24 protein-coding genes are annotated in these 21,392 nt (G+C 72.0%); 9 read left to right on the top strand and 15 right to left on the bottom strand.

What is annotated here, in order from left to right; all coding sequences use genetic code 11:
• Window position 1: 1 nt before the first annotated feature.
• The 5 genes from HF999_RS17985 to purD all read right to left on the bottom strand — a co-directional run bounded on the left by HF999_RS17985 (window position 2) and on the right by purD (window position 6,415).
• Window positions 2-2,107: a S9 family peptidase gene (locus HF999_RS17985; RefSeq protein WP_168547213.1), complete on the bottom strand. Its 2,106-nt coding sequence runs from the start codon at window positions 2,105-2,107 to the stop codon at window positions 2-4.
• A complete protein-coding gene (locus tag HF999_RS17980; protein ID WP_168547212.1) occupies window positions 2,104-2,994 on the bottom strand; it encodes a phosphoribosylaminoimidazolesuccinocarboxamide synthase in 891 nt (296 codons plus the stop codon). The genes HF999_RS17985 and HF999_RS17980 overlap by 4 nt, the downstream gene beginning before the upstream one ends.
• Before the next feature lie 15 nt (window positions 2,995-3,009).
• Window positions 3,010-4,437, bottom strand: coding sequence for an adenylosuccinate lyase (purB, locus tag HF999_RS17975; protein ID WP_168547211.1), 1,428 nt, complete (start codon window positions 4,435-4,437; stop codon window positions 3,010-3,012).
• A gap of 49 nt (window positions 4,438-4,486) precedes the next feature.
• Complete coding sequence (locus HF999_RS17970; RefSeq protein ID WP_246208032.1) at window positions 4,487-5,089, bottom strand: TetR/AcrR family transcriptional regulator; 603 nt, start codon at window positions 5,087-5,089, stop codon at window positions 4,487-4,489.
• An 87-nt stretch (window positions 5,090-5,176) separates the two neighbouring features.
• Window positions 5,177-6,415 (bottom strand): phosphoribosylamine--glycine ligase, encoded by a 1,239-nt coding sequence (gene purD / locus HF999_RS17965; protein WP_312854194.1) that lies wholly within the window; start codon window positions 6,413-6,415, stop codon window positions 5,177-5,179.
• Between the two features lie 118 nt (window positions 6,416-6,533).
• Here purD and HF999_RS17960 point away from each other — a divergent pair, with 118 nt between their 5' ends.
• On the top strand, window positions 6,534-6,935 hold the full coding sequence (locus tag HF999_RS17960; RefSeq protein WP_168547209.1) for an HIT family protein: 402 nt from the start codon (window positions 6,534-6,536) through the stop codon (window positions 6,933-6,935).
• A 3-nt stretch (window positions 6,936-6,938) separates the two neighbouring features.
• On the opposite strand, the gene HF999_RS17955 is transcribed toward HF999_RS17960, so the two are convergent.
• From HF999_RS17955 to HF999_RS17940, 4 genes are all read right to left on the bottom strand, one after another.
• Window positions 6,939-8,378, bottom strand: coding sequence for a sensor histidine kinase (locus HF999_RS17955; protein WP_312854193.1), 1,440 nt, complete (start codon window positions 8,376-8,378; stop codon window positions 6,939-6,941).
• A 7-nt stretch (window positions 8,379-8,385) separates the two neighbouring features.
• Window positions 8,386-9,069: a response regulator transcription factor gene (locus HF999_RS17950; protein ID WP_168547239.1), complete on the bottom strand. Its 684-nt coding sequence runs from the start codon at window positions 9,067-9,069 to the stop codon at window positions 8,386-8,388.
• 106 nt (window positions 9,070-9,175) lie between these two features.
• Window positions 9,176-9,514 carry a GNAT family N-acetyltransferase gene (locus HF999_RS17945; protein ID WP_168547208.1) on the bottom strand — a complete coding sequence of 113 codons (339 nt, stop codon included), beginning with the start codon at window positions 9,512-9,514 and terminating at the stop codon, window positions 9,176-9,178.
• Entirely contained in the window at window positions 9,511-10,503 is a 993-nt protein-coding gene (locus tag HF999_RS17940; RefSeq protein WP_168547207.1) for a pirin family protein, read from the bottom strand. Before HF999_RS17940 ends, HF999_RS17945 begins: the two co-directional genes overlap by 4 nt.
• Window positions 10,504-10,521: 18 nt before the next feature.
• Here HF999_RS17940 and HF999_RS17935 point away from each other — a divergent pair, with 18 nt between their 5' ends.
• Window positions 10,522-10,986 (top strand): carboxymuconolactone decarboxylase family protein, encoded by a 465-nt coding sequence (locus HF999_RS17935; protein WP_168547206.1) that lies wholly within the window; start codon window positions 10,522-10,524, stop codon window positions 10,984-10,986.
• A gap of 62 nt (window positions 10,987-11,048) precedes the next feature.
• Here HF999_RS17935 and HF999_RS17930 read toward each other — a convergent pair whose 3' ends face one another.
• Together HF999_RS17930 and HF999_RS17925 are read right to left on the bottom strand one after the other, a co-directional pair.
• Window positions 11,049-11,408, bottom strand: coding sequence for a hypothetical protein (locus tag HF999_RS17930; protein WP_168547205.1), 360 nt, complete (start codon window positions 11,406-11,408; stop codon window positions 11,049-11,051).
• Between the two features lie 168 nt (window positions 11,409-11,576).
• Window positions 11,577-11,750, bottom strand: a complete 174-nt coding sequence (locus HF999_RS17925; protein ID WP_168547204.1) for a hypothetical protein — start codon at window positions 11,748-11,750, stop codon at window positions 11,577-11,579.
• A gap of 455 nt (window positions 11,751-12,205) precedes the next feature.
• Here HF999_RS17925 and HF999_RS17920 point away from each other — a divergent pair, with 455 nt between their 5' ends.
• On the top strand, window positions 12,206-13,045 hold the full coding sequence (locus tag HF999_RS17920; protein WP_168547203.1) for an alpha/beta fold hydrolase: 840 nt from the start codon (window positions 12,206-12,208) through the stop codon (window positions 13,043-13,045).
• Between the two features lie 63 nt (window positions 13,046-13,108).
• The gene (locus tag HF999_RS17915) at window positions 13,109-14,140 is read left to right on the top strand and encodes an NAD-dependent epimerase/dehydratase family protein (protein ID WP_168547202.1); all 1,032 of its coding nucleotides are present in this window, start codon (window positions 13,109-13,111) and stop codon (window positions 14,138-14,140) included.
• On the opposite strand, the gene HF999_RS17910 is transcribed toward HF999_RS17915, so the two are convergent.
• Genes HF999_RS17910 through HF999_RS17900 form a run of 3 tightly spaced genes read right to left on the bottom strand, consistent with a single transcriptional unit; the run spans window position 14,121 to window position 17,260 of the window.
• A complete protein-coding gene (locus HF999_RS17910) occupies window positions 14,121-15,152 on the bottom strand; it encodes a sensor histidine kinase (RefSeq protein WP_168547201.1) in 1,032 nt (343 codons plus the stop codon). The two genes, HF999_RS17915 and HF999_RS17910, sit on opposite strands and share 20 nt — an antisense overlap.
• Window positions 15,145-15,846, bottom strand: coding sequence for a response regulator transcription factor (locus HF999_RS17905; protein WP_312854192.1), 702 nt, complete (start codon window positions 15,844-15,846; stop codon window positions 15,145-15,147). Before HF999_RS17905 ends, HF999_RS17910 begins: the two co-directional genes overlap by 8 nt.
• Before the next feature lie 19 nt (window positions 15,847-15,865).
• Window positions 15,866-17,260: a hypothetical protein gene (locus tag HF999_RS17900; RefSeq protein WP_246208028.1), complete on the bottom strand. Its 1,395-nt coding sequence runs from the start codon at window positions 17,258-17,260 to the stop codon at window positions 15,866-15,868.
• Window positions 17,261-17,384: 124 nt separating this feature from the next.
• Between HF999_RS17900 and HF999_RS17895 the strand changes: the two genes are divergently transcribed.
• The 5 genes from HF999_RS17895 to HF999_RS17875 are packed head-to-tail and all read left to right on the top strand — an operon-like array spanning window position 17,385 to window position 20,917.
• A complete protein-coding gene (locus HF999_RS17895) occupies window positions 17,385-18,050 on the top strand; it encodes a glycosyltransferase family 2 protein (protein WP_168547200.1) in 666 nt (221 codons plus the stop codon).
• A complete protein-coding gene (locus HF999_RS17890; RefSeq protein WP_168547199.1) occupies window positions 18,047-18,724 on the top strand; it encodes a TIGR04282 family arsenosugar biosynthesis glycosyltransferase in 678 nt (225 codons plus the stop codon). The genes HF999_RS17895 and HF999_RS17890 overlap by 4 nt, the downstream gene beginning before the upstream one ends.
• Window positions 18,721-19,347, top strand: a complete 627-nt coding sequence (locus tag HF999_RS17885; RefSeq protein ID WP_168547198.1) for a methyltransferase domain-containing protein — start codon at window positions 18,721-18,723, stop codon at window positions 19,345-19,347. Before HF999_RS17890 ends, HF999_RS17885 begins: the two co-directional genes overlap by 4 nt.
• Window positions 19,344-20,447: a molybdopterin-dependent oxidoreductase gene (locus HF999_RS17880; RefSeq protein WP_168547197.1), complete on the top strand. Its 1,104-nt coding sequence runs from the start codon at window positions 19,344-19,346 to the stop codon at window positions 20,445-20,447. The genes HF999_RS17885 and HF999_RS17880 overlap by 4 nt, the downstream gene beginning before the upstream one ends.
• Entirely contained in the window at window positions 20,444-20,917 is a 474-nt protein-coding gene (locus HF999_RS17875) for a hypothetical protein (RefSeq protein ID WP_168547196.1), read from the top strand. Before HF999_RS17880 ends, HF999_RS17875 begins: the two co-directional genes overlap by 4 nt.
• Here HF999_RS17875 and HF999_RS17870 read toward each other — a convergent pair.
• Complete coding sequence (locus HF999_RS17870; protein WP_168547195.1) at window positions 20,898-21,386, bottom strand: GNAT family N-acetyltransferase; 489 nt, start codon at window positions 21,384-21,386, stop codon at window positions 20,898-20,900. The genes HF999_RS17875 and HF999_RS17870 overlap by 20 nt on opposite strands.
• Window positions 21,387-21,392 lie beyond the last annotated feature (6 nt).

The raw sequence follows: 21,392 nt of genomic DNA, 5'->3' as shown, positions 1-21,392 counted from the left end.
GCTACTGCGCGGCGCCCAGCCTGTCGAGGACCCAGGCGTACTCGAACGCGGTCTCGCGCCACTTCGCGTACCGCCCGCTGACCCCCGCGTGGCCGGCGACCATCTCGGTCTTGAGCAGGATCTGCTCGCCCGAGGTGGTGTGGTCGAGGAGCTTCGCCACCCACTTCGCGGGCTCCGTCGGGAGCACGCGGGTGTCGTTGAGCGAGGTCGTGGCGAGGATCGCGGGGTAGGGCTTCGCGGCGACGTTCTCGTACGGCGAGTAGTCCCGCATGTACCGGTACACCTCGGCGCTCTCCAGCGGGTTGCCCCACTCGTCCCACTCGCCCACGGTGAGCGGCAGGCTCGGGTCGAGGATCGAGGTGAGCGGGTCCACGAACGGAACGTCGGCCACGATGCCCGAGAACAGCTCCGGTGCGAGGTTCGCCACGGCACCCACGAGCAGCCCGCCGGCGCTGCCGCCCATCGCGACGAGGCGCCGCGGCTCCGCGCGCCCGGCGTCCACGAGATGCCGTGCGACATCGACGAAATCGGTGAAGGTGTTGTTCTTCTCCAGCTGCTTGCCGTGGTCGTACCAGGCGCGGCCCATCTCCCCGCCGCCGCGGATGTGCGCCACGACGAAGGCGACGCCGCGATCCATGAGCGAGAGCCGGGCCACCGAGAACCAGGGGTCGAGCGTGGCCTCGTAGGAGCCGTAGCCGTACAGCAGGGTGGGCGCCGGCCCCGCGGGGAGGTCTCTGCGGTGGACCACCGATACGGGCACCTGCGCGCCGTCGCGGGCGGTCACCCAGAGCCGCTCCGCCGTGTACAGCGCGGCGTCGTAGCCCGGGACGTCGGCCCGCTTGAGCACCGTCTGCTCCCCCGTCGCCGGGTCGAGCTCGAGGACGGTGCCCGGGGTCACGAAGGACTCGTAGGCCAAGCGGATCCGCGGCGCGTCCCACTCGGGGTTCGCGGCGGGGCCCAGGTTCACGAGTTCCTCGCCCGGGTTCCACTCGGTGAACTCCGGTACGGCCGCCGCGGCCGCGGCGAGCGCGAGGCGGGGCAGGCCGCCCCGGCGGTACCCGAGGGCGAGCCGCCGGGCGTAGGCGTCGACGTACTCCAGGCGCACATCGTCACGGTGCGGGACCAGCACCGTCCAGTCCGTCGGGGCGTCGACGGGGGCCGAGGCCAGTTCGAAGTTGATGCCGGTGCGGTTGTGCAAGAAGAGGAACCGGTCCTCGCCGTCCAGCACGGCGTGCTCCACGGAGTACTCGACGTCCTCCTCGCGGGGCCGCAGCACCCGGAACTCGCCCGTCGGATCGGTCGCGTCGAGCACGTGCGTCTCGGAGCTCAGGGTCGACGATGCCGCGAGCATGAGGTACTTCTCGCTGCGGCTCAGCCCGATGCCGACGCCGAAGCGCTGGTCGGTCTCGTGGAACACGGTGACATCGGTTCCGTTCGAACCGATCTCGTGCCGCCAGATCCGGTCGGCGCGCCAGGCGTCGTCGACGGTGGTGTAGAACAGGTACCGCTCCCCCGAGGGGGTGATCGGCGCCCACGTCGCGCCGTAGAAGACGTTCTCGACCGTATCGGGCAAGAGCTCTCCGGTGTCGATGTCGCGCACCCGCAGCGTGAACCGTTCGTCCCCGGAGGTGTCGAGGGAGTACGCGAGCAGGGCACCGTCGGGCGATACCGAGGCCGCACCGATCGCGATGTACTCGTGCCCCTCCGCCTCGATGTTGAGGTCGATCAGGACCTGCTCGCCCGGCAGCGATCCGTCGGAGAGCACCGGCGGGGTCCAGTCGTCCGGCCCGGCGATCGGTGCGCGGCAATGGATGCCGTACTGCTTCCCCTCGACGGTGCGGGCGAAGTACCAGAACCCGCCGCGGCGCTGCGGGACCGACATGTCGGTCTCCTTCGTGTGCGCCTTGATCTCGGCGAACACCGCCTCGCGGAGCGGTTCCTGCGCGGCGGTGGCCGCCTCGGTGTACGCGTTGTGCGCGCGGAGGTAGTCGAGCACCTCCTCGTCGGTGGTGTCCGCGAGCCACGCGTAGTCGTCGATCACGGTGTCGGCGTGGAAGATCCGTGCCGACGGAACCTTCTTGGCGACCGGCTGGACGGCATCGGTCATGCGGCCGCACCCGGCCAATCGGCGAAGCTCAGGCCCGAGATGCGCTCGTAGGCCTCGATGTAGCGGGCACGGGTGCGCTCCACCACGTCGGCGGGGAGCGGCGGCGGCGGGGTGCCCGCGGCGGTGGACCAGCCGGATTCCTCGGTGAGCCAGTCCCGGACGATCTGCTTGTCGAAGCTCGGCAGGGCGGATCCGGGCGAGTACAGCTCACCGTCCCAATAGCGCGAGGAATCGGGCGTGAGCACCTCGTCGCCGAGGAGGAGGTCACCGTCGGAGCTGCGGCCGAACTCGAACTTGGTGTCCGCGAGGATGATCCCGCGCTCGCGGGCGATGTCGGCACCGCGCGCGTACACGTCGAGGGTGAGCTCTCGCAGCTGCGTCGCCAGCTCGAGCCCGACGTCCTGCGCCACCCGCTCGAACGAGACGTTCTCGTCGTGATCACCCACGGCGGCCTTGGTGGCGGGGGTGAAGATCGGCGGGTCGATGCGGCTGCCGTCGACCAGTCCGGCCGGCAGCGGCACACCGCACACCTCGCCGTTCGCGCGGTACTCCTTGAGCCCGGAGCCCGTGAGATAGCCGCGGGCCACGCACTCCACCGGCACCATGTCGAGGCGGCGGGTGACCAGCGCGCGCCCGAGCACCGCCTCCGGGATCCGGGGATCGTCGGCCGGGCCGGCCAGGTGGTTCGGGACGCCGAGCGCGTCGAAGAAGAACACGGACATCGCCGTGAGCACGCGCCCTTTGTCGGGGATCGTCGTGTCCAGGATGTAGTCGTAGGCGCTGATCCGGTCGCTCGCGACGAGCAGTAGGTGCTCGGCGTCGATCTCGTACAGCTCACGGACCTTGCCCGAGTAGATCGGCGTGTACTCACTCAGTTCAGGACGCACACCGCCACCCTATCGTTAGAGGATGGGCGCCGGGGTGTAGCCGGCCGCGGCGGGGTGCTTCGCGACGAGTGCCTCGACGTCGGCGACCACCTGGGCGACCTGGGCCTCCGCGGCCCCCGTGAAGGCGGCGCGGTCCGCGAGCGCGACATCGAGCTGCGCGCGGGTGAGGCCGAGCCGGGAATCGCCGGCGAGGCGGTCGAGCAGGTCCGGCTCCCGGCCCTCCTCACGCATCGCGAGTGCGACCGCGACGGCGTGCTCCTTGATGACCTCGTGCGCCGTCTCGCGGCCGACGCCCGCCCGCACCGCTGCCATCAGTACGCGGGTGGTCGCGAGGAAGGGCAGGTACCGATCGAGCTCGTTGGAGATCACGGCGGGGTAGGCGCCGAACTCCTCGAGCACCGTCAGGAAGGTCTCGAAGAGGCCGTCGATCGCGAAGAACGAATCGGGCAGTGCCACACGGCGGATCACGGAGCAGAAGACGTCCCCCTCGTTCCACTGCGCGCCGGCCATCTCCGCCGCCATCGAGCCGAAGCCGCGCAGGATCACCGCGAGGCCGTTGACGCGCTCGCAGGAGCGGGTGTTCATCTTGTGCGGCATCGCGGAGCTGCCCACCTGCCCGGGCTGGAAGCCCTCGGTGACCAGCTCGTGCCCGGCCATGAGCCGGATCGTCGTCGCGAGGGACGACGGTGCCGCCGCCACCTGGACCAGCGCGCTCACCACGTCGTGGTCGAGCGAGCGCGGGTACACCTGGCCGACCGACACGAAGGACTGCGAGAAGCCGAGATGCGCGGCGACCCGATCCTCCAGCGATGCCAGCTTGGACGCGTCGCCTCCGAGCAGGTCGAGCATGTCCTGCGAGGTGCCCATCGGCCCCTTGATGCCGCGCAGCGGATACCGGCCGATGAGGTCCTCGAGGCGGGCGATCGCCACCAGCAGCTCGTTGGCGGCGGAGGCGAAGCGCTTGCCGAGCGTGGTGGCCTGCGCCGCCACGTTGTGCGAGCGGCCGGCCATCACGACCGACGAGTACTGCGCGGCGCGCTCGGCGAGCCGGGCGGCGACGGCGACGGCGTGATCGCGCACGTACTCCAGCGAACGGAGCACCTGCAGCTGCTCGACGTTCTCCGTGAGATCGCGGCTGGTCATGCCCTTGTGGATCTGCTCGAACCCGGCGAGGTCGCTGAACTCCTCGATCCGCGCCTTCACGTCGTGCCGGGTGATGCGCTCCCGCTCGGCGATCGACGCGAGGTCGACCTGGTCCACGACCTTCTCGTAGGCCTCGACGGCACCGTCGGGGACGTCGATCCCGAGGTCGCGCTGTGCCTTGAGCACCGCGATCCACAGCTGGCGCTCCAGCACGATCTTGTACTCGGGCGACCACAGCTCGCGCATGCGCGGGCTGGCGTAGCGGTTGGCGAGGACATCGGGGATGCGGGGAGTGCTCACCGAGCGATTATCTCATGCACCATCCGCCCCGCCTTCCGGGAAGGAAGCCCTACGGCAGTACGGGGGCCAGATCGTCGACGGCGGCGGCGAGCGCGTCCCGGATCGCACGGTTGACGTCCGCGCCCGGCGTCGTGAAGGCCGCGAGCGCGGCACCGTCCTCGATGGCCATCAGTCGATCCACACAGGGCCTGTCGGCCCGCCGCCCGGAGCGGTCGAGCACCTCGGCGTGCAGGTCCGCCAGCACGTTCCGCGTCTGGGCCTGCAGCCGGGTGAGTTCGGGGTCGCGCGTACACAGCACCAACCGCTCGTACCGGGAGATCAGGGCGCCGCGCTCGGCCTCCGTGTCCGCCGCGAAGAACACCGCCGCCAACAGTTTCGCCAGAGCCGCATCGCCGCGGCGACGCCTGCTCACCGCTTCGACCCGCCCGCGGATCGCGGCGATGTCGAGCTCGCCCGCGTAGGCGACGGCGTTGGAGAGCAGGTCCCCCAGGGACTCGAAGTAATAGGTGGTGGCCGCGAGGGGGATGTGCGCCCGGTGCGCCACCGCGCGGTGCCGGACCGACTCGAAGCCCCCCTCGACGAGGAGCTCTCCGGCCGCCGCCACGAGGGCCGCGCGCCGGCGCTCACCCTTGGGCGTGGTCGCGGCTGTCATCTGAGACATGGTGCCAGCACACCCCGCCCGGCCAGACCTTTTCGATCAAATCGTCCGACGTGATCGCCGGGAACGAGCACAAATGCGCTACTGCAACGCCTGGTATCCGATATCCGTCCGGAAATGACTGCCCGGCAGCTTGATCCGATCGAGTTTCCCGTACGCGTCCGCGCGCGCCGCCGCGAGGTCGTCGCCGACGCCGACCACGTTGAGGACGCGGCCGCCGTTGGAGACCAGTCGGCCCTCGGCGTCCACCGCCGTGCCCGCGTGGTAGATCCCGGCGCCGTCGGCGCCGGTGATGACATCACCCTTGCGCGGCGCTGCCGGGTAGTTCTCGGCGGCGAGCACGACGGTGATGGCGGCACCGTCGCGCCACCGGAGCGGGGGCAGCGCGCCCAACGCGCCCGTGGCGGTCGCGTTCAGCGCCTCGCCCAGGGGCGAGGTGAGCAGGCTCAACACGGCCTGCGTCTCGGGGTCGCCGAAACGGCAGTTGAATTCGACGACGGCGGGCCCCTCCGCCCCCATCGCCAGGCCGGCGTACAGCAGGCCGGAGAAGGGCACGCCACGGCGCACCATCTCGCGGGCGACGGGGCGCACGACGGTCTCGACGATCTCGTCGACCGCCCCCTCGGCGAGCCACGGCAGCGGGGCGTAGGCGCCCATGCCGCCCGTGTTGGGGCCGGTGTCGCCGTCGCCGACGCGCTTGTGGTCCTGCGCGGGCAACAGCGGCACCACGTCCTCGCCGTCGACGAGGCAGAACAGGGAGACCTCGGGACCGTCGAGGAAGGACTCGAGAAGGGCGGGCCGGCCGGACTCGATGAGGTCGGCGGCGTGGGCTCGGGCGGCGGCGCGGTCGGTGGTGACGACCACGCCCTTGCCCGCGGCGAGACCGTCGTCCTTGACCACCCAGGTGGGACCGAACCGGTCCAGGGCCGCATCGATCAACGCCGGGCTGTCGACGATCTCACTGCGCGCGGTGCGGACGCCGGCGACCTCCATGACGTCCTTGGCGAAGGCCTTCGAGCCCTCGATGGCCGCGGCGGCGGCCGACGGGCCGAAGACCGCGATGCCGCGTGCGCGGACCGCGTCCGCGACGCCGAGGACGAGCGGAACCTCCGGCCCGATCACGACGAGGTCGGCGGCGAGGCGCTCGGCGAGCGCGGCCACCTCGTCACCCGATGACGCGTCGACCTGGTGATTGGTCGCGATCGCCGCGGTGCCCGGATTCCCGGGGGCCGCATGCAGCTCGGTGACCTGCGGGTCACGGGTCAGCGCGTCGAGGAGGGCGTGTTCGCGGCCGCCGGTGCCGATGACGAGTACTCGCACGTCGATGACCTTACCGGCGACCGCGCTGGACACCGCAACCGCGCCGGGCCGCGTACCGATCCCCGCGGCCCCGTCGGCGTCCGCGGACAGCGGTGGGCCGCTCCGATAGCCTGACCCCATGGCAACCGTGTTCTCGAAGATCATCGCCGGCGAGCTCCCCGGGCGGTTCGTGTACCAGGACGATTCCGTGGTGGCGTTCCTGACCATCGGGCCGCTCACGCAGGGCCACGTGCTGGTGGTGCCCCGCGCGGAGGTGGACAACTGGGAGTCCCTCGACGACGAGCTCTCGGCGCATCTCAACAGTGTCGCGCGCAAGCTGGGCCGGGCCGTCAAACGCGCCTTCGACGCTCCGCGCGCGGGCCTGATCGTCGCCGGTTTCGAGGTCCCGCACGTGCACCTGCATGTCTTCCCCGCGTACGGCCTCACCGATTTCGACTTCGGACGAGTCGACCAGAACCCGTCCGCCGAGTCGCTGGACGAGGCGCAGACCAAGATCGTCGAGGCGCTCGCGGCGGAGTAGGGATCAGCGCGGCAGGCGCACCGTGAAGGTCGCGCCCTGCCCGGGGGCGGTCTCGACGGTGACGGTGCCCCCGTGCCGCACGACGATGCTCTGCACGATCGACAGGCCGAGGCCCGCGCCGCCGCTGCCGCGACTGCGCGAGGAGTCGGTCCGGTAGAAGCGCTCGAAGACGCGCGCGGCCTCGGCGGGATCCATGCCCGCCCCCGTGTCCGCGACCGACAGCACCACCGCGCCGGGTTCCGCGGCCACCCGCACCCGCACCGAGGCGTCGTCGGGCGTGTGTCGCAACGCGTTCGAGACCAGGTTGGTGATCACCTGGTGCAGCCGGTCCCGGTCGCCCGTGAGTTCGACGGTGCCGGGACCCGGGCTGTCGGGGCCCGAGAGCGCCGGACCCGGGCCGGGAGCGACGACGAGCTCGATGTCGCGGCCCGGCTCACGGGCCTGCGCGGCGTGGACCACGTCGTCGGCCACCGCCACCAGGTCGACGGTGTCCTCGGCCAAGGGCCGCCGCGCGTCGAGCCGGGCCAGCATCAGCAGGTCCTCGACGAGCAGGCCCATCCGCTGCGCCTCGGACTCGATGCGCGACATGACGAACTCGGTGTCGTCGGTCGCGCCCTGCCGGTACAGCTCGGCGAAGCCGCGGATCGACGTGAGCGGAGTGCGCAGCTCGTGCGAGGCGTCGCCGACGAACCGGCGCATCCGCTCCTCGTCGGCGCGGGCGTGCTCCTCCGAGGCCGCGACGCGGTCGAACGAGTCCTGGACCTGGTGCAGCATCGTGTTGATCGACGTCGAGAGGCGGCCCACCTCGGTGTGCGGGGGCGCCTCGGGCACGCGTCGGGTGAGATCACCCGCGGCGATCGCCTCCGCCGTCGCCTCGACCTCCTCCAGGGGTCGCAGGGAACGCCGCACCACGAGGTAGCCGAGCCCGCCCGCGACGATGAGGACGCCGCCGCCGATCAGCAACTCCAGCGCGACCATCGCGCGCAGCGTCGATTCGACGTCCGAGAGGGTCACCGCCACGTAGGCGACGCCGTACTGCGAGCTCGACTGCACCACCCGCCACTGCGGGTCCTTACCGCCCACCGATCGCACCGTGACGGCGTCGCCGTGCAGATCGTCGAGGCCCGACAGGTCGGGCCGCTCCGTGAAGTCGGGATTGCTGATCTGCAGCTGCGTCCCGTCGGGAAGGAAGACGGCCTGGTAGAAGCGGGTGGGCGGGGACTTCCCACTGCGGACCGGCTCGGGCAGGTTCGGCTTCGGCCGGGCCCAGGTGTCGGCGGCCTGCCGCAGCGTCTGGTCCTCCCGGGACAGCAGGCGATCCTGCATCGCCGCGGTCAGCGCCGCGCCCGACGCGAGCAGGCCGAGGAAGACGAGCCCCACCACCAGCGCGACGAGGGAGAAGCGCAGCGGGACCCGGGACGCGAGGCCGGTGCGTGAGCCCACCGCGCGCCTACCTGGGTTCGCGCAGCACGTAGCCCACGCCGCGCAGCGTGTGGATCAGTCGGGTCTCGCCGGTGTCGACCTTGCGGCGCAGGTACGAGACATAGGACTCGACGACGTTGACGTCACCGCCGAAGTCGTAGTGCCACACGTGATCGAGGATCCGTGGCTTCGACAGCACGACGCCGGCGTTGACCATGAAGTACCGCAGCAGGGTGAACTCGGTCGGCGAGAGGGACACCAGCTCCCCCGCCTTCCACACCTCGTGGGTCTCGTCGTCGAGCTCCAGATCGGCGAAAACCAGCCGCGTGGACGCGTCGCCCTCACCGAAGCCACTGCGGCGCAGCAGCACGTTGATCCGGGCCACCACCTCCTCGAGACTGAAGGGCTTGGTGACGTAGTCGTCGCCGCCCAGGGTCAGCCCCGCGACCTTGTCCTCGATCGAGTCCCGCGCCGTGAGGAACAGCGCGGGCGCCTCGACGCCGTCCTGGCGCAGCCGCTTGAGCAGCCCGAGCCCGTCCATCCCCGGCATCATGATGTCGAGCACCATGACATCCGGGCGGAAGGTGCGCACCGTGTCGAGCGCCGCCGGCCCGTCCTGGGCCACGGCCACGTCGAAACCCTGGAACTTGAGGCTGACCTGCAGCAGCTCGCGGATGCTCTGCTCGTCGTCGACGACGAGCACGCGGGGCATGGGTTCCTCTTTCACGCTGGACACCACGCCATCGTGCACCGTGCCGCGCCCAGGACTCTGACGACTCGCTGGCAGTTTCCTGTGAACGCGTCCGCAGGCGGCTCGGTCAGCGCAGTGCGGCGAGGATCTCCGGCGTGACCGGATCGACGTCGGCCGCCTCGGGATGCTTGGTCACGTACTTCTTGACCAGCGGACACACGGGGACGACGTGCCGGCCCGCCGCGCGGGTGTCCGCCAGCGCGTCGCGGACCAGGACGGAACTGAGCCCGCGGCCGCCGAACTGCTCGAAGACCTCCGTGTGCGGGAAGATCCGCTGCCGCTCACCGTGATCGATGAACACGGTGAAACCGGCGAGCTCGCCGCCCACGGCGACCTCGTAGCGGCCCTCGGCGTCGTTGCGGGTGACGGTGACTGCCGCCTGGGTATCAGCGGTGTTGTCGGTCATCGTGTGCTCCTCTTTCGCGGCTTCAAGCGGGTGGTGGGCAACGGCGGGGCGGGCAGGTACTGATCGTCCCGCCAGCCGCTCACTTCGCCGAAACGCACGGACCGCGCCTCCCATTCCTCGCGGAACCGGACGATCTCCTCGTGGCTGCGGCCGACGAAGTTCCACCACATCACGATGTCCTCGTCGAAGGGCACGCCGCCCAGCAGGACCACGCGGGCGGTCCGGTCCGTGGGGTTGTGCAGCCGGAGGCCCCCGAGGCCCGGCCCGGCGTACCCGAGGTCGCCGCGGGTGAGGGCCACCCCGTCGAACAGGAGACGCTCCGTGTCCAGCAGGACGCCGTGCTCGAAGTCCTCGTTCACCGCGATCGCGACGCGCGCACCGGGCGCGAGATGGATCTCGGCGCCGAGCACGGGCGTGGCGGTGGTGATCTGGGCGGAGCTGCCCGCGAGTTCGCCGATGAACACCTTCACGGTGCCCCCCGGACCGCCGGGGCGCACATCGGGAAGATCCACGACGGGCGGCACGTAGTGCTGGAAGCCGTTGTGGGCGTTACGCGCCCCGTCCGGCAGCGCGAGCCACAGCTGGACGCCGTGGAGCAGGCGGGTCTGCGGCGTGGACACCTCGGAGTGGCTGATGCCGGAACCGGCGGACATCAGGTTGAGTTCGCCGGGCAGGACGGGCGCCTCGACGCCCGCGCTGTCGCGGTGCTCGATCTCGCCCTCGAACAGCCAACTCACCGTCTGCAGGCCGGTGTGCGGGTGCGGCGGCACGTTCATCCCACCGGAGTGGTCCACCTCATCGGGGCCGTAGTGATCGGCGAAGCACCACGCGCCGATCATCGAGCGCTCATGCGTGGGAAGGGTGCGGCGCACCGTCATCGCTCGAGGACCGCCGAGGGGCACCTCCCGCGCCTCGATCACCTCCACCCCGGCGCTCGGAGCCGTGGCCCCGCACTCGACCTCGTCGGGCATCCGGTCGACGTTGCTCATAGCCGCTAGCCTAGTGCCATGCCAGCGCAGAGAGTGCGGATCGATAAGGCCTCACCCCGGATCTACAAGCAGCTCATCGCGGTCTCGGCCGAGGTGGCCGCGGCCGCGGAGGAGGCCGGGATCAGCCGCGGGGTCATCGAATTGGTGAACCTGCGGTGCTCGCAGCTCAACGGCTGCGCGTTCTGCCTCAACCTGCACGCGCAGGCCGCGCGCGCCGCGGGCGTCAGCGACCAGCAGCTCGATGTGCTGCCCGCCTGGCGCGAGGCCCCGGGCCTGTTCGACGACCTGGAGCGCGCCGCGCTCGAGATCGCCGAGCTGGTGACCGCACTGCCGCCCCATCACGCCGCGGACATCGCCTACGACCGCGCGACGGACGTCCTCGACGAGAGGCAGACGTCCGTGCTCATCTGGGCCGCGGTCACGATCAACGCCTTCAACCGCGTGTCCGTGGTCAGTGGTTACGAGGTGCGGCACCGGGGCTGATCCGCAGGCCGACGGTGCGCCGCCCCACTGCGGCCGGAACGGGAGGCCCGGGGGCAGTTCCGTCAGATCGCGGGCTCGTACGAGATCTGGTAGCCGTTCGGGGCGACGACGGCGAGGCCGCGGCCCACGTCGAGGCGGTAGGTGTAGCCGTTGTTGACGGCGCTGTAGGACGAGCCGTTCGACCAGACGACCGGCGCGGTCACGGCGAGGCCGTTGCCCTTGCCGAACCCGCGGTACTCGGTGCGGCCGTCGCCCTTCCAGCGGCAGATCGAGGCGCTGGAACTGGGCGTCTCGATGTGAGCGACGGTCCATTGGTGCACGTCGCAGCCGTTCGGCGAGGCGTTGGCAGCCCCGGGTGCGACGAGGGCGAGGCCGGCTGCTGCGGCGACCGCTGCGGTGATGGTGACGGTCCTGGTGATCATGACGATTCCTCCGACTTGCGGATGTTCTGACCCCTCCACCATGCGCCCCGGTCCTTAAGCCTCGCTCAACATCCACTGAACCAGTCGCCGGCGTGCGTGCCTGGAGCACCAGCGTCAGCCTGGTGAATCGGCCGGTGAGCGCCCCGAAGACCGACGCCGGTTGACGAGTCAGGCCGGGAGGCGGCCCTCCGCGACGTCGAGTACCCATTGCTCGGGCTCGTGACCCTGGCGCCGCGCGAGAGTGACGAGGAGCTCTGCGCTCAGTTGCCGTGAACGCGGCGTGCTGCCCTGCAGACTGAACTTCGCCTTGGCGCGCTCTTCCGCGCTGTTGTACTCACTCACTACGCACTCCTCCTGGCGGATCGATTCCATTGTCACCCGAATCCATCCTCGTCGCTACAGCCGCCAGTATCGCGATCTCACTCGAGGTCACAGACGGCTCTCTGGCGAGGGCACTCATGACCGCCCGACCGAACTCCTCGGCCCGAGGTCTCTCCTCCTGATTCACCTGCTCCGCAGCCCATTGGTACCGGCGCCACCACTCGGTTCGCTCGTCGTGCCTGGTCCGGTGGGCGCGGTCCTTCGCCTCCGACCACGTGCGCTGGCCAAGCGTCGCGAGCACGCCGGCGATACCGGCCAGGCCGACCACCAAGGTCACCAAGGGTCCACTGAGCATTCCGCGCTCCCCTCACGAATTCGTCCCCCTACCCATTGGACGCGCGGGGACGCCGAACGGTTCCGTACACCTCCGCCCCAGGGCGGATGCCGCGCACCATCGAGCGTGGTTGGGTGGGTGCATGACGGAACGGATCACGGAGTTCACCAGGTCGGGACTGGTCTTCCCGGTCGTCGACAGCGGACCGATCGACGGGGAGATCGTCGTTCTGCTGCACGGCTTCCCGCAGACGCCCACCTCCTGGTCGGCCGTGTCGGAGCACCTGCACGCGCAGGGGTACCGCACCGTCGTCCCGTGGCAGCGCGGGTACGCACGCACGGCGAAACCCCCTCGGCGCTGGCAATACCGCAGCTCCGAGCTGGCGGCGGACGTCGCGGCGCTCCTGGAGCGCACCGGTCCGGCGCACCTGGTCGGGCACGACTGGGGCGCGTCGACGGCCTGGCTGACCGCGGCGTCGTACCCGCACCTCGTGCGCACGCTGACCGCGGTCTCGGTGCCGCACCCGCTCGCCTTCCTGCGGGCCTTCCTCCGCTCGGACCAGGCCCTGAAGTCGTACTACATGTACCTGTTCCAGGTCCCGTTCGTCCCGGAGTTCCTGGCCCGACGGTTCCCCTCCCGGTTCGAGGCCTTCCTCCGTGCGAGCGGCATGCCGGGCCCGGCGATCGGCACCGTCGTCGACGAGGTGCTGACGCCCGGGCTCCTGGGCGGGGGCCTGAACTACTACCGCGGCATGCCCTTCACCGCGGTGAAGCCGGGCGAGGGCACGCGGATCGGCTGCCCCGTGACCTATGTCTGGAGCACCGACGACGTCGCGCTCACCCGCGCCGGGGCCGAGCTCGCCGGGGAGTACGTGGACGGGCCGTACCGGTTCGTCGTGCTCGACGGGGTGAGCCACTGGATCCCCGACGAGCGGCCGGAGCAGCTCGCGGGGCTCATCGCGGCCAACGCCGCGCACGTGTGACGAGTCGGTGACGGGCGGCGCACGGACCTCGACGCGCCGCCCGGCGCCGGTCACGATGGACGCATGCGTGTACTCCTCACCGGCGCCGCCGGCTTCATCGGCTCGCAAATCTCCGACCTGCTCCATGAACGCGGCGGACACGAGGTCATCGGCATCGACACGATGCTGCCCCAGGCGCATGACACCGATGAGACGCCCGACGGGGTACTGCGGCTGGATCTGCTCGACGCGCGCGGCCTCGACGAGGTCCTGCGCGGGGTGGACGTCGTCTGCCACCAGGCCGCCGCGGTCGGCGCCGGCGTGGACGCCGCGGACGCACCCCTGTTCGCCGCCAACAACGACCTCGGCACGGCGGAACTGCTCGCGGCGATGGCCCGGGCGGACTGCCGTCGGCTGGTCCTGGCCTCGTCGATGGTCGTCTACGGCGACGGTTCCTTCGTCGACTCCGCAGGCCGCCCGGCGAGGCCGCTGCCGCGCACCGTCGACGACCTGCGGGCCGGGCGGTTCGAGCGGATCCTGCCCGACGGCACCGTCGCACGGTGGACCCTGACGGACGAGGATGCGCCGATATCCCCGAACGGTCTGTACGCGGCTTCCAAAGCGGCGCAGGAGTTCTACGCCGCGGGGTGGGCGCGGGCGACGGGCGGTTCGGTGATCGCGCTGCGCTATCACAACGTGTACGGTCCGCGGATGCCGCGCGACACCCCCTACGCGGGGGTGGCGTCGATCTTCCGCTCCGCGCTGGCCGCCGGGCGCGCTCCGCGCGTCTTCGAGGACGGCCGGCAGACCCGGGACTTCGTTCACGTCCGTGATGTGGCCCGGGCGAACCTCCTGGCGCTGCAGGCTGATCCGCGAGCGTCCTTCCGCACCTACAACGTGTGCTCCGGCGTCCCGGTCATGATCGGGGAGGTCGCGCGGATCCTCGCCCGCGATACCGCCGGTGCCCCGGAGCCCGTGGTGACCGGCGAGTTCCGCGCTCCCGACGTGCGGCACATCGTGGCCGACCCCGCCCGCGCCGCAGCGGAACTCGGATTCACGGCGGCGATCGGGCCCGAGCGAGGCCTGGCCGAGTTCGCTACCGCTCCCCTGCGCTGAGCCCGTCCGGCAGCCGTACCTCGAACCGGGCACCCCGTCGCAGATTCGCGGCGACGACGGTGCCCCCGTGCACGTCCACGAGGCCCCGCGCGATCGCCAGGCCCATCCCGGTGCCCGCCGGCAGGCCGTCGGTGTTCACGGGCGAGCGGTGGGCGGTGCCGCGGTAGGCGAGGTCGAAGATCCGCTCGAGGTCGACATCGGCGATGCCGGTACCCGTGTCGTCCACGCGGAGCACCACCTCGTCGCGGTCACGGCGAACGGCGATCGTCACCGTGCCACCGGCCGGCGTGTGGGCGAGCGCGTTGAGCACCAGGTTGCGCAGGATGCGGGCGAGCGCCGATACCCCGACGGGCGCCGGGACCGGCTCGGGCGCATCGAGTTCCAGCACCACCTGCGCCCGCGCCGCGACCTGCGCCAGGCCCGCGCGGACCTCGTCCGCCACTTCCCGCACATCGATCGTCTCGAGGTCCAGAGTGAGCGCACCGGAATGGATCCGGGACATCTCGAACAGGTCGTCCACCATCGCCGAGAGCCGCACGGTCTCCCGATCGATCCGGTCCGCGAACTCGGTCACGTCCTCGGGTTCGGTGACCACCGCGTCGCGGAGCGCCTCGGACATGGCGCGGATACCGGCCAGCGGCGTCCGCAGATCGTGACTCACCCAGGCCACGAGCTCGCGCCGCGCGGCCTCGGCGACCCGCTCCTGCTCGCGGATCTGGCGCTCCCACACCGTGCGCCGGGCCTGGAACCGGCCGAGCGCCACCGCCGCGGGCACCGCGACCACGAGGACCGCGCCGAGCACCGTCACCGTCCGTGTGAAGTCCGCGGTGAACATGAAGCCGCTCACCCCGATCACGCCGGACAGCACCGCCAGAACCGGGATCAGCACGAGGATCACCATCGACATCTGCAGTGACATGCGGCGCGCGCGCCACAGCACGAGCGCTCCGGCCAGCACCACGGGCGCCGACCACAGCAACGCCAACAGCGCGATCTTCACCACGTCAGGCATCGTCGGCCTCCTCTCCGGCGCCCCAGCGGTAGCCGCGGCCCCACACCGTCTCGATCCGGTGCTCCTCGCCGAGCTTGGCGCGCAGGCGCTTGACGTGGACGGTCACCGTCGACAGGTCGCCGAACTGCCACCCCCAGACCTGCTCCAACAGGTCCTCGCGGCTGAACACCTCGCCCGGGTGGGCGAGGAAATGGGCCAGCAGGTCGAACTCGCGGCGCGTCGTCGAGACCGCGTGCCCCTGCACCGTGACGACGCACGCCAGGGTGTCGACGGTGACCGCGCCCTCGCTGACCGCGGCCACCGGTTCCTGGTGCGCGCGACGCAGCACGGATGCGACACGCAACGCCAGCTCACGGGGACTGAAGGGCTTGGTGACGTAGTCGTCGGCGCCCGCGGCGAGGCCCGTCACGCGGTCGTCCTCCTCGCCGAGGGCGGTGAGCAGGATCAGGGGCAGGTCCTTTCGCGCTCCGGCGGCGCCGGCGCGTACCCGTTTGCACAGCTCGACGCCGTCCGGGCCGGGCATCATCACGTCGAGCACGGCGAGGCGCACCCGTCCGGCGGCGAGGTGCTCGGCGGCCGCGGCACCGTCCGCGACGACGGACGTGGGCAGGCCGTCCCGCTCGAGGTAGCGGCGCACGACGTCGCTGACCAGCGGGTCGTCGTCGGCGATGAGCACGTACCGTTCTTCGTTCACGCCCTGCTCCCTGCGTCGTTCACTGGTAGATCAGCACCGTGTGGGCCACGAGCAGCGCGCCCGCGGCCTGGGCCGCGAGCCAGGCTCTCGCGGTCACGATGCCCCTTCCGTACCAGAGCATTCCCCCTCCGGCGGCGATCCACACCGTGAACGGCAACCAGATCCGCTCGACCTCCGCCTTGCTCAGCGCCGACAGGTCCGCGGCGACCAGCATCAGCACGGCGCCCGTGACGAGGCCGATGAGCGCGGCGGGTGTCCCCAGCAGCGGGCGGCGGAAGGACCGGAGCACGCCGGGGACCCGGCCGATCGCGGCGGCGCCCGCCACGCCGAACGCGCATGCCGCGGCCGCGCAGTTGGCCCAGCCCCAGTAGGCGAAGGGCCGGAAGGAGGCGATGCCCTGGTAGTAGCGCAGCACCACGCCGTGGTAACCGTCGAGCCACCAGAATCCGGCGAGTGCGAACAGCCCGACCACCGCCAGCGCGGCCAGGACCGCGCTGAGCAGGGGGCGTGGGTTCCGGGCGATGAGCAGCACCGTCACCGCCAGGACGCCGATGAGGATCAGACCGTAGTTGAGGAAGATCGCCCACCCGAGGATCAGGCCCGCGAGCACACCGAACCCCACCGCGCGCCGGCCGCGGGACACGGCTGCGACCGCGAGGGCGGCGATGCCCCAGGCAGCCGTTCCGGCGAAGTAGGCGTCGCCCGACGGTGCCAGCCACAGCGCGCCCGGGAACAGCGCCAGGAAGGGCGCGCTGCACCGGGCGATCTCCTCCGTGCCGAGCGTGCGGACCGTCAGCAGGACCGCCGCCGCGGCCGAGGCGCCCACGGCCGTGCAGAACACCGCAGCCCAGGTGCCACCGCCCAGGCCGATCCGGTCGAGCCCGACGAAGGTCAGCAGCGCGCCGGGCGGGTGGCCCGACACGTGCACGGTCCACGAGTCGGGCTGGTAGTCCGGGATGCGTCGGGCGAAGTCCCGCACGGCCGCGCCCACGTCCGCGCGGGCCCCCGGAACCTCGTGCAGGTACTGGTCGTAGCCGCTGAGCTTGGTGGCGAAGCGCTGCCATCCGGCGACGGTGCCCAGGCTCAGCGCCCAGGCGAACAGCACCGCGGAGGAGAGCGCGACGAGCCGCCCGAACGGCAGGCGTCGGGCCAGCGCGGGGCCCCACAGCACGACCGCGGCCGCAATGACCAGGGCGGGAGCGGTACCGGGGCCGGCGTGCAGGCGGAACTTCCCGAACAGCGGCGCGGACTCCGCGACCAGGCGCATGCGGAACCCGACGTCGAACAGGTGCGGGACGATCACCGCCGCCACGACCAGCACCACCGCACCCACGGCCCACGCCAGGTCGCTGCGCGCAGGACCACGGGGCGTGCGGGGCACGGCGCCGCGGGACGCGGCCGGTTCACTCGGCATGGCATCGACCGTAACGACGCGGCAGCGGCACCGACACCCCGAAGGGCACGTGACGGCCCACCGTCACACTTTCGTCATCGCGAACTCCTGGTCCGGACGGCGCGTCCTTCCTAGCGTGAAAGACATGACAGACATCGAGCCGGACACGGTCACCGTCGTGATCCCGTGCCGCGACGAGGCCGCGTCGATCGGCCCCGTGATCGCCTCCCTCCCCACGGGTTTCACCGCCCTCGTGGTCGACAACGGCTCCACCGACGGCACCGCCGAGGTCGCGCGCCGCGCGGGCGCCGAGGTGATCGTCGAGCCGCGGCCTGGGTACGGCAGCGCCGTTCACGCCGGGGTCAGCGCGGCGCGCTCGACGCTCGTCTGCACCGTCGACGGTGACGGCTCGATGGACCCGCGCGAGCTCCCGTCCCTGGTCGCCGCGGTGCGCGACGGCGCGGACCTGGCGGTCGGGCGGCGCCGCCCCGCCGCCCCCGGCGTGTGGCCGTGGCACGCGCGGATGGGATCCGCGCTCGTCGCCGCGCGTCTGCGCCGACGGTACGGGCTGCCCCTGCACGACATCGGCCCGATGCGCGCCGTGCGCCGCGACGCGGTGCTCGGGCTGGGCGTCGTGGATCGCCGGTCGGGCTACCCGGTGGAGCTGCTCGCGCGCGCCGGCGCGGCCGGCTGGCGGGTCGTCGAGCGGCCGGTCCACTACGGCCCCCGGACCGGTGGGCGCTCCAAGGTCTCCGGGTCGCTGCGCGGCACCGTGCGGGCCACCGTCGACTTCCTGCGAGCGGCACGATGAGCACCGTGCTGGTGGTCGCCAAGGCACCCGTCCCAGGCCTCGTCAAGACCCGTCTGACCCGCTCCTACAGCCCTGATGACGCGGCCCGGCTCGCCGCCGCCGCGCTGCGCGACACCCTGACCGCGGCGCTCGCCGTCCCCGGGGCGCGGTGCGCGGTGGCGCTCGGCGGGCGGCTCGAGGACGCCGTCGACGGTGCCGGCCTGCGCGAGCTGCTCGACGACTGCGCGGTCTTCGGACAGGCGGAGGGGGGCCTCGCCGAGCGGCTCGTCGCAGCACATCACCGCGCCGCCGCGCTCGGCGGCGGTCCCGTCCTGCAGATCGGCATGGATACCCCGCAGGTCCGGCCCGAGCTGCTCGCGCTCGGCCTCGAAGCCTCCCGACGGTCCGCCGCGCTCGGGCCCGCCGAGGACGGCGGGTGGTGGGCGCTCGGCGTGCCGGAGGGAGCGGCGGACCGCCTGGAGTGCCTGCTCACCGTTCCGATGTCGACCGCCTCGACGGGCGCCCGCACTCGGCGGGCGCTGGCCGATGCCGGCCTCGACCCTCGGGAACTGCCGGAGCTGCGCGATGTGGACCATCCCGACGACGTCCGAGCGGTGGCCGCCGCGTGCGCCGCCGATTCGTGGTTCCGCCGGACCGCGGACACCGTGCGCTCCGAGCGGGAGCGGTGCGCATGACCGCCGCGCACTGGGACGCCGTCATGGCGGGCCACGACGGCGAGCTGCAGACCGCCGGCGGCGAGGTCCGGCGGCTGCCCGTCGCGCGCTGGCTCGGGCACGAGCACGCCGACGAGTCACTCCTCGATGCCGTGCTCGACTGGTGCCACGGCCCCACGGTGGACCTGGGCTGCGGCCCCGGCCGCGTCGTCGACGTACTGCTCCGACGCGGTATTCCCGCACTGGGCGTGGATGATTCGCCGCACGCGGTGCGCCTGACCCGCGAGCGCGGTGCCGCCGCGCTGCGGCGCGACGTGTTCGCCCCGCTCCCCGGCGAAGGACGCTGGTCGCACGCGATCCTCCTCGACGGCAACATCGGGATCGGCGGCGATCCCGCCCGCCTCCTGCGCCGCGCCGCGGCACTCGTCGAGCCCGGCGGCACCGTCGTCGTGGAGGTCGAGCCCGCAGCCCGGGGCGTGCACCGGGAGGCGGTCCGCGTGCGGGCCGCGAGCGGTACGTCCGTCTGGTTCCCCTGGGCGCATGTGGGATCCGATGCGCTGGACGACCTCGCGGCCGCCGCCGGGCTCCGACTCGCCCGCCGGCTCGATCACTCGGGCCGACGGTGCGCGGAGTTGGTCCGGTGAGCGGCCCGTCCCCGACCGGGCCGCCCGCCCTACGGCAGCCGGCGACCGCAGCCCGCCTCGGTGCGCTGCTGGGCATCTGCATCGTCGTGTGCTTCGCGACGGGGTTGTTCAGTCACTGGCTGCAGCACCCGCCCACGTGGTTCGCCGAGCCGCGCTCGCCGGTCTGGCTGTATCAGCTGACGCAGGGCCTGCACATCGCCTCGGGCGTGGCGGCGATCCCGCTGGTGCTGCTGAAGCTGGCCGCCGTGTACCCGAAGTTGTTCGAGCGCCCCGTGATCGGCTCCTTACCGCGGCTCCTCGAACGCGCCGCCACCTTCGCGCTGGTGGCCGCGATGCTGTTCCAGTTGTTCACCGGACTGCTCAACATCGCGCAGTGGTACGCGTGGAAATTCTTCTTCCCGGCCGCCCACTACGCGACCGCGTTCGTCGTGCTCGGCGCGGCGTCGATCCACCTGGCGATCAAGCTGCCCATCGTGCTCACCGCCTTTCGGCGCGGCTCCCGGGAGTCGTACGCGCCGGGGGTGTCCCGGCGCACCGTCCTCACGGCGGGACTCGCGGCGGCCGGTCTGGCAGTGGTCGCGGTCGGCAGCCAATCGGTCCCCGGACTGCACCGGCTCGGCGTACTCGCGCCGCGATCCGGCGCCGGGCCGCAGCGCATGCCGGTGAACCGGACCGCCGCGGCGGCCGGCGTCACGGAACACGTTCGGTCGCCGGACTTCCGGCTCGTACTCGACGGTCCGCGCAGGGTCGAGCTCACGCTCGCCGACCTGCAGGCCCTGCCGCAGCGCACCGTCCACCTGCCGATCGCCTGTGTGGAGGGCTGGACGCAGTACGCGCTGTGGACCGGCGTGCGGATCGCAGACCTGGCCGCGCTCGCCGGGCTCGACGGTGCCGACCTGCGGTTCGCGTCGATGGAGCTCGGGCTGTACGCGCAGTCGACGATGGCGGCCGCGAAGGTCCGCGACGAGACCTCACTGCTGGCACTGCGGCTCAACGGTGAGGAGCTGGATCTCGACCACGGCTATCCGTGCCGCGTGATCGCCGCGGCTCGGCCCGGCGTGCATCAGACCAAGTGGGTGTCGAGGATCGAGGCGGCATGACGGACACGGACACGGACACGGCATCGTCGGGCACCGAACGCGCGGGGACCGCGGTGACGGTGCTGCGGGTCCTGCTCGTGATGGCGGGACTGGGCCTGATCGCCTACGGCGCAGTGCAATCGACGAATCTGCCGCCGCGCGACCTGCTGTCGGCGGCACTGTGGGCGGTCGCGATCCTCGTCGCGCACGACGGGGTGTTCGCGCCGCTGTGCCTGCTGGCGGGACACGTCGCCGTGCGGATGCTGCCACCCGCGTGGTGGCCGGGTGCGCTGTGCGGCGCACTCGCCGCCGTGACGGTGCTGGCTCTCGCCGCCGCGGTGGCACTGCCACGCCCGCCCGGGAAGGGCGCGCTCAATCCGACGGTGCTGGACCAGCCCTACGGGGTGGCGACGATCGCGCTCCTGGTCGCCATCGCGCTGGCCGTCGTGGTGTCCGGGACGGTGCGCGCCGTCAGAGGATCTTCTGCATGAGAACCAGGTCCATCCACCGACCGAACTTGTAGCCCACCTGCGGCATCTGCCCGGTCACCCGGAAGCCGAGCTTGCGGTGCAGCGCCACGGAGGCGTGGTTCGACTCCTCGATCGCCGCGACCACCACGTGCACATCGGCGGCCTCCGCGCGCTCGATGAGGGCGCGCATCAGCGCCTCGGCGATGCCACGCCGGTAGTAGCCGTCCGCCACGTACACCGAGTTCTCGACGGTGTGCCGGTACCCGGTCTTCGGCCGGAACGGTCCGTACGAGGCGTATCCGCCCAGCTCACCGTCGACGATGGCGACGAGGACGGGGAACCCGGCACCCCGGCGCTCGGCCAGCCACGCCTTGCGCTCGGCGAGGTCGGCCTTCTCCTCGCTCCAGATCGCCGTCGAGTTCTCCACCGCGTCGTTGTGGATGACGAGGATCGCCGGCAGGTCGGACGGTTGCGCGTCGCGGATCTCCATGGGTTC

Origin of the sequence: Tsukamurella spumae (genome assembly GCF_012396015.1) — a bacterium.
GTDB classification, from domain to species: domain Bacteria; phylum Actinomycetota; class Actinomycetes; order Mycobacteriales; family Mycobacteriaceae; genus Tsukamurella; species Tsukamurella spumae.
The sequence above is the reverse complement of the archived record's forward strand: the minus strand, read 5'-3'. Positions and strand labels throughout refer to the sequence as shown.

Coding starts and splice junctions, on each gene's coding strand:
- HF999_RS17985 (WP_168547213.1), bottom strand. CDS start 2,107: ATGACCGATGCCGTCCAGCCGGTCGCCAAGAAGGTTCCGTCGGCACGG.
- HF999_RS17970 (WP_246208032.1), bottom strand. CDS start 5,089: ATGACAGCCGCGACCACGCCCAAGGGTGAGCGCCGGCGCGCGGCCCTC.
- HF999_RS17885 (WP_168547198.1), top strand. CDS start 18,721: ATGACCGCCGCGCACTGGGACGCCGTCATGGCGGGCCACGACGGCGAG.
- HF999_RS17890 (WP_168547199.1), top strand. CDS start 18,047: ATGAGCACCGTGCTGGTGGTCGCCAAGGCACCCGTCCCAGGCCTCGTC.
- HF999_RS17950 (WP_168547239.1), bottom strand. CDS start 9,069: ATGCCCCGCGTGCTCGTCGTCGACGACGAGCAGAGCATCCGCGAGCTG.
- HF999_RS17935 (WP_168547206.1), top strand. CDS start 10,522: ATGCCAGCGCAGAGAGTGCGGATCGATAAGGCCTCACCCCGGATCTAC.
- HF999_RS17895 (WP_168547200.1), top strand. CDS start 17,385: ATGACAGACATCGAGCCGGACACGGTCACCGTCGTGATCCCGTGCCGC.
- HF999_RS17945 (WP_168547208.1), bottom strand. CDS start 9,514: ATGACCGACAACACCGCTGATACCCAGGCGGCAGTCACCGTCACCCGC.
- HF999_RS17960 (WP_168547209.1), top strand. CDS start 6,534: ATGGCAACCGTGTTCTCGAAGATCATCGCCGGCGAGCTCCCCGGGCGG.
- HF999_RS17900 (WP_246208028.1), bottom strand. CDS start 17,260: ATGCCGAGTGAACCGGCCGCGTCCCGCGGCGCCGTGCCCCGCACGCCC.
- HF999_RS17920 (WP_168547203.1), top strand. CDS start 12,206: ATGACGGAACGGATCACGGAGTTCACCAGGTCGGGACTGGTCTTCCCG.
- HF999_RS17875 (WP_168547196.1), top strand. CDS start 20,444: ATGACGGACACGGACACGGACACGGCATCGTCGGGCACCGAACGCGCG.
- HF999_RS17910 (WP_168547201.1), bottom strand. CDS start 15,152: ATGCCTGACGTGGTGAAGATCGCGCTGTTGGCGTTGCTGTGGTCGGCG.
- HF999_RS17915 (WP_168547202.1), top strand. CDS start 13,109: ATGCGTGTACTCCTCACCGGCGCCGCCGGCTTCATCGGCTCGCAAATC.
- HF999_RS17930 (WP_168547205.1), bottom strand. CDS start 11,408: ATGATCACCAGGACCGTCACCATCACCGCAGCGGTCGCCGCAGCAGCC.
- HF999_RS17940 (WP_168547207.1), bottom strand. CDS start 10,503: ATGAGCAACGTCGACCGGATGCCCGACGAGGTCGAGTGCGGGGCCACG.
- HF999_RS17870 (WP_168547195.1), bottom strand. CDS start 21,386: ATGGAGATCCGCGACGCGCAACCGTCCGACCTGCCGGCGATCCTCGTC.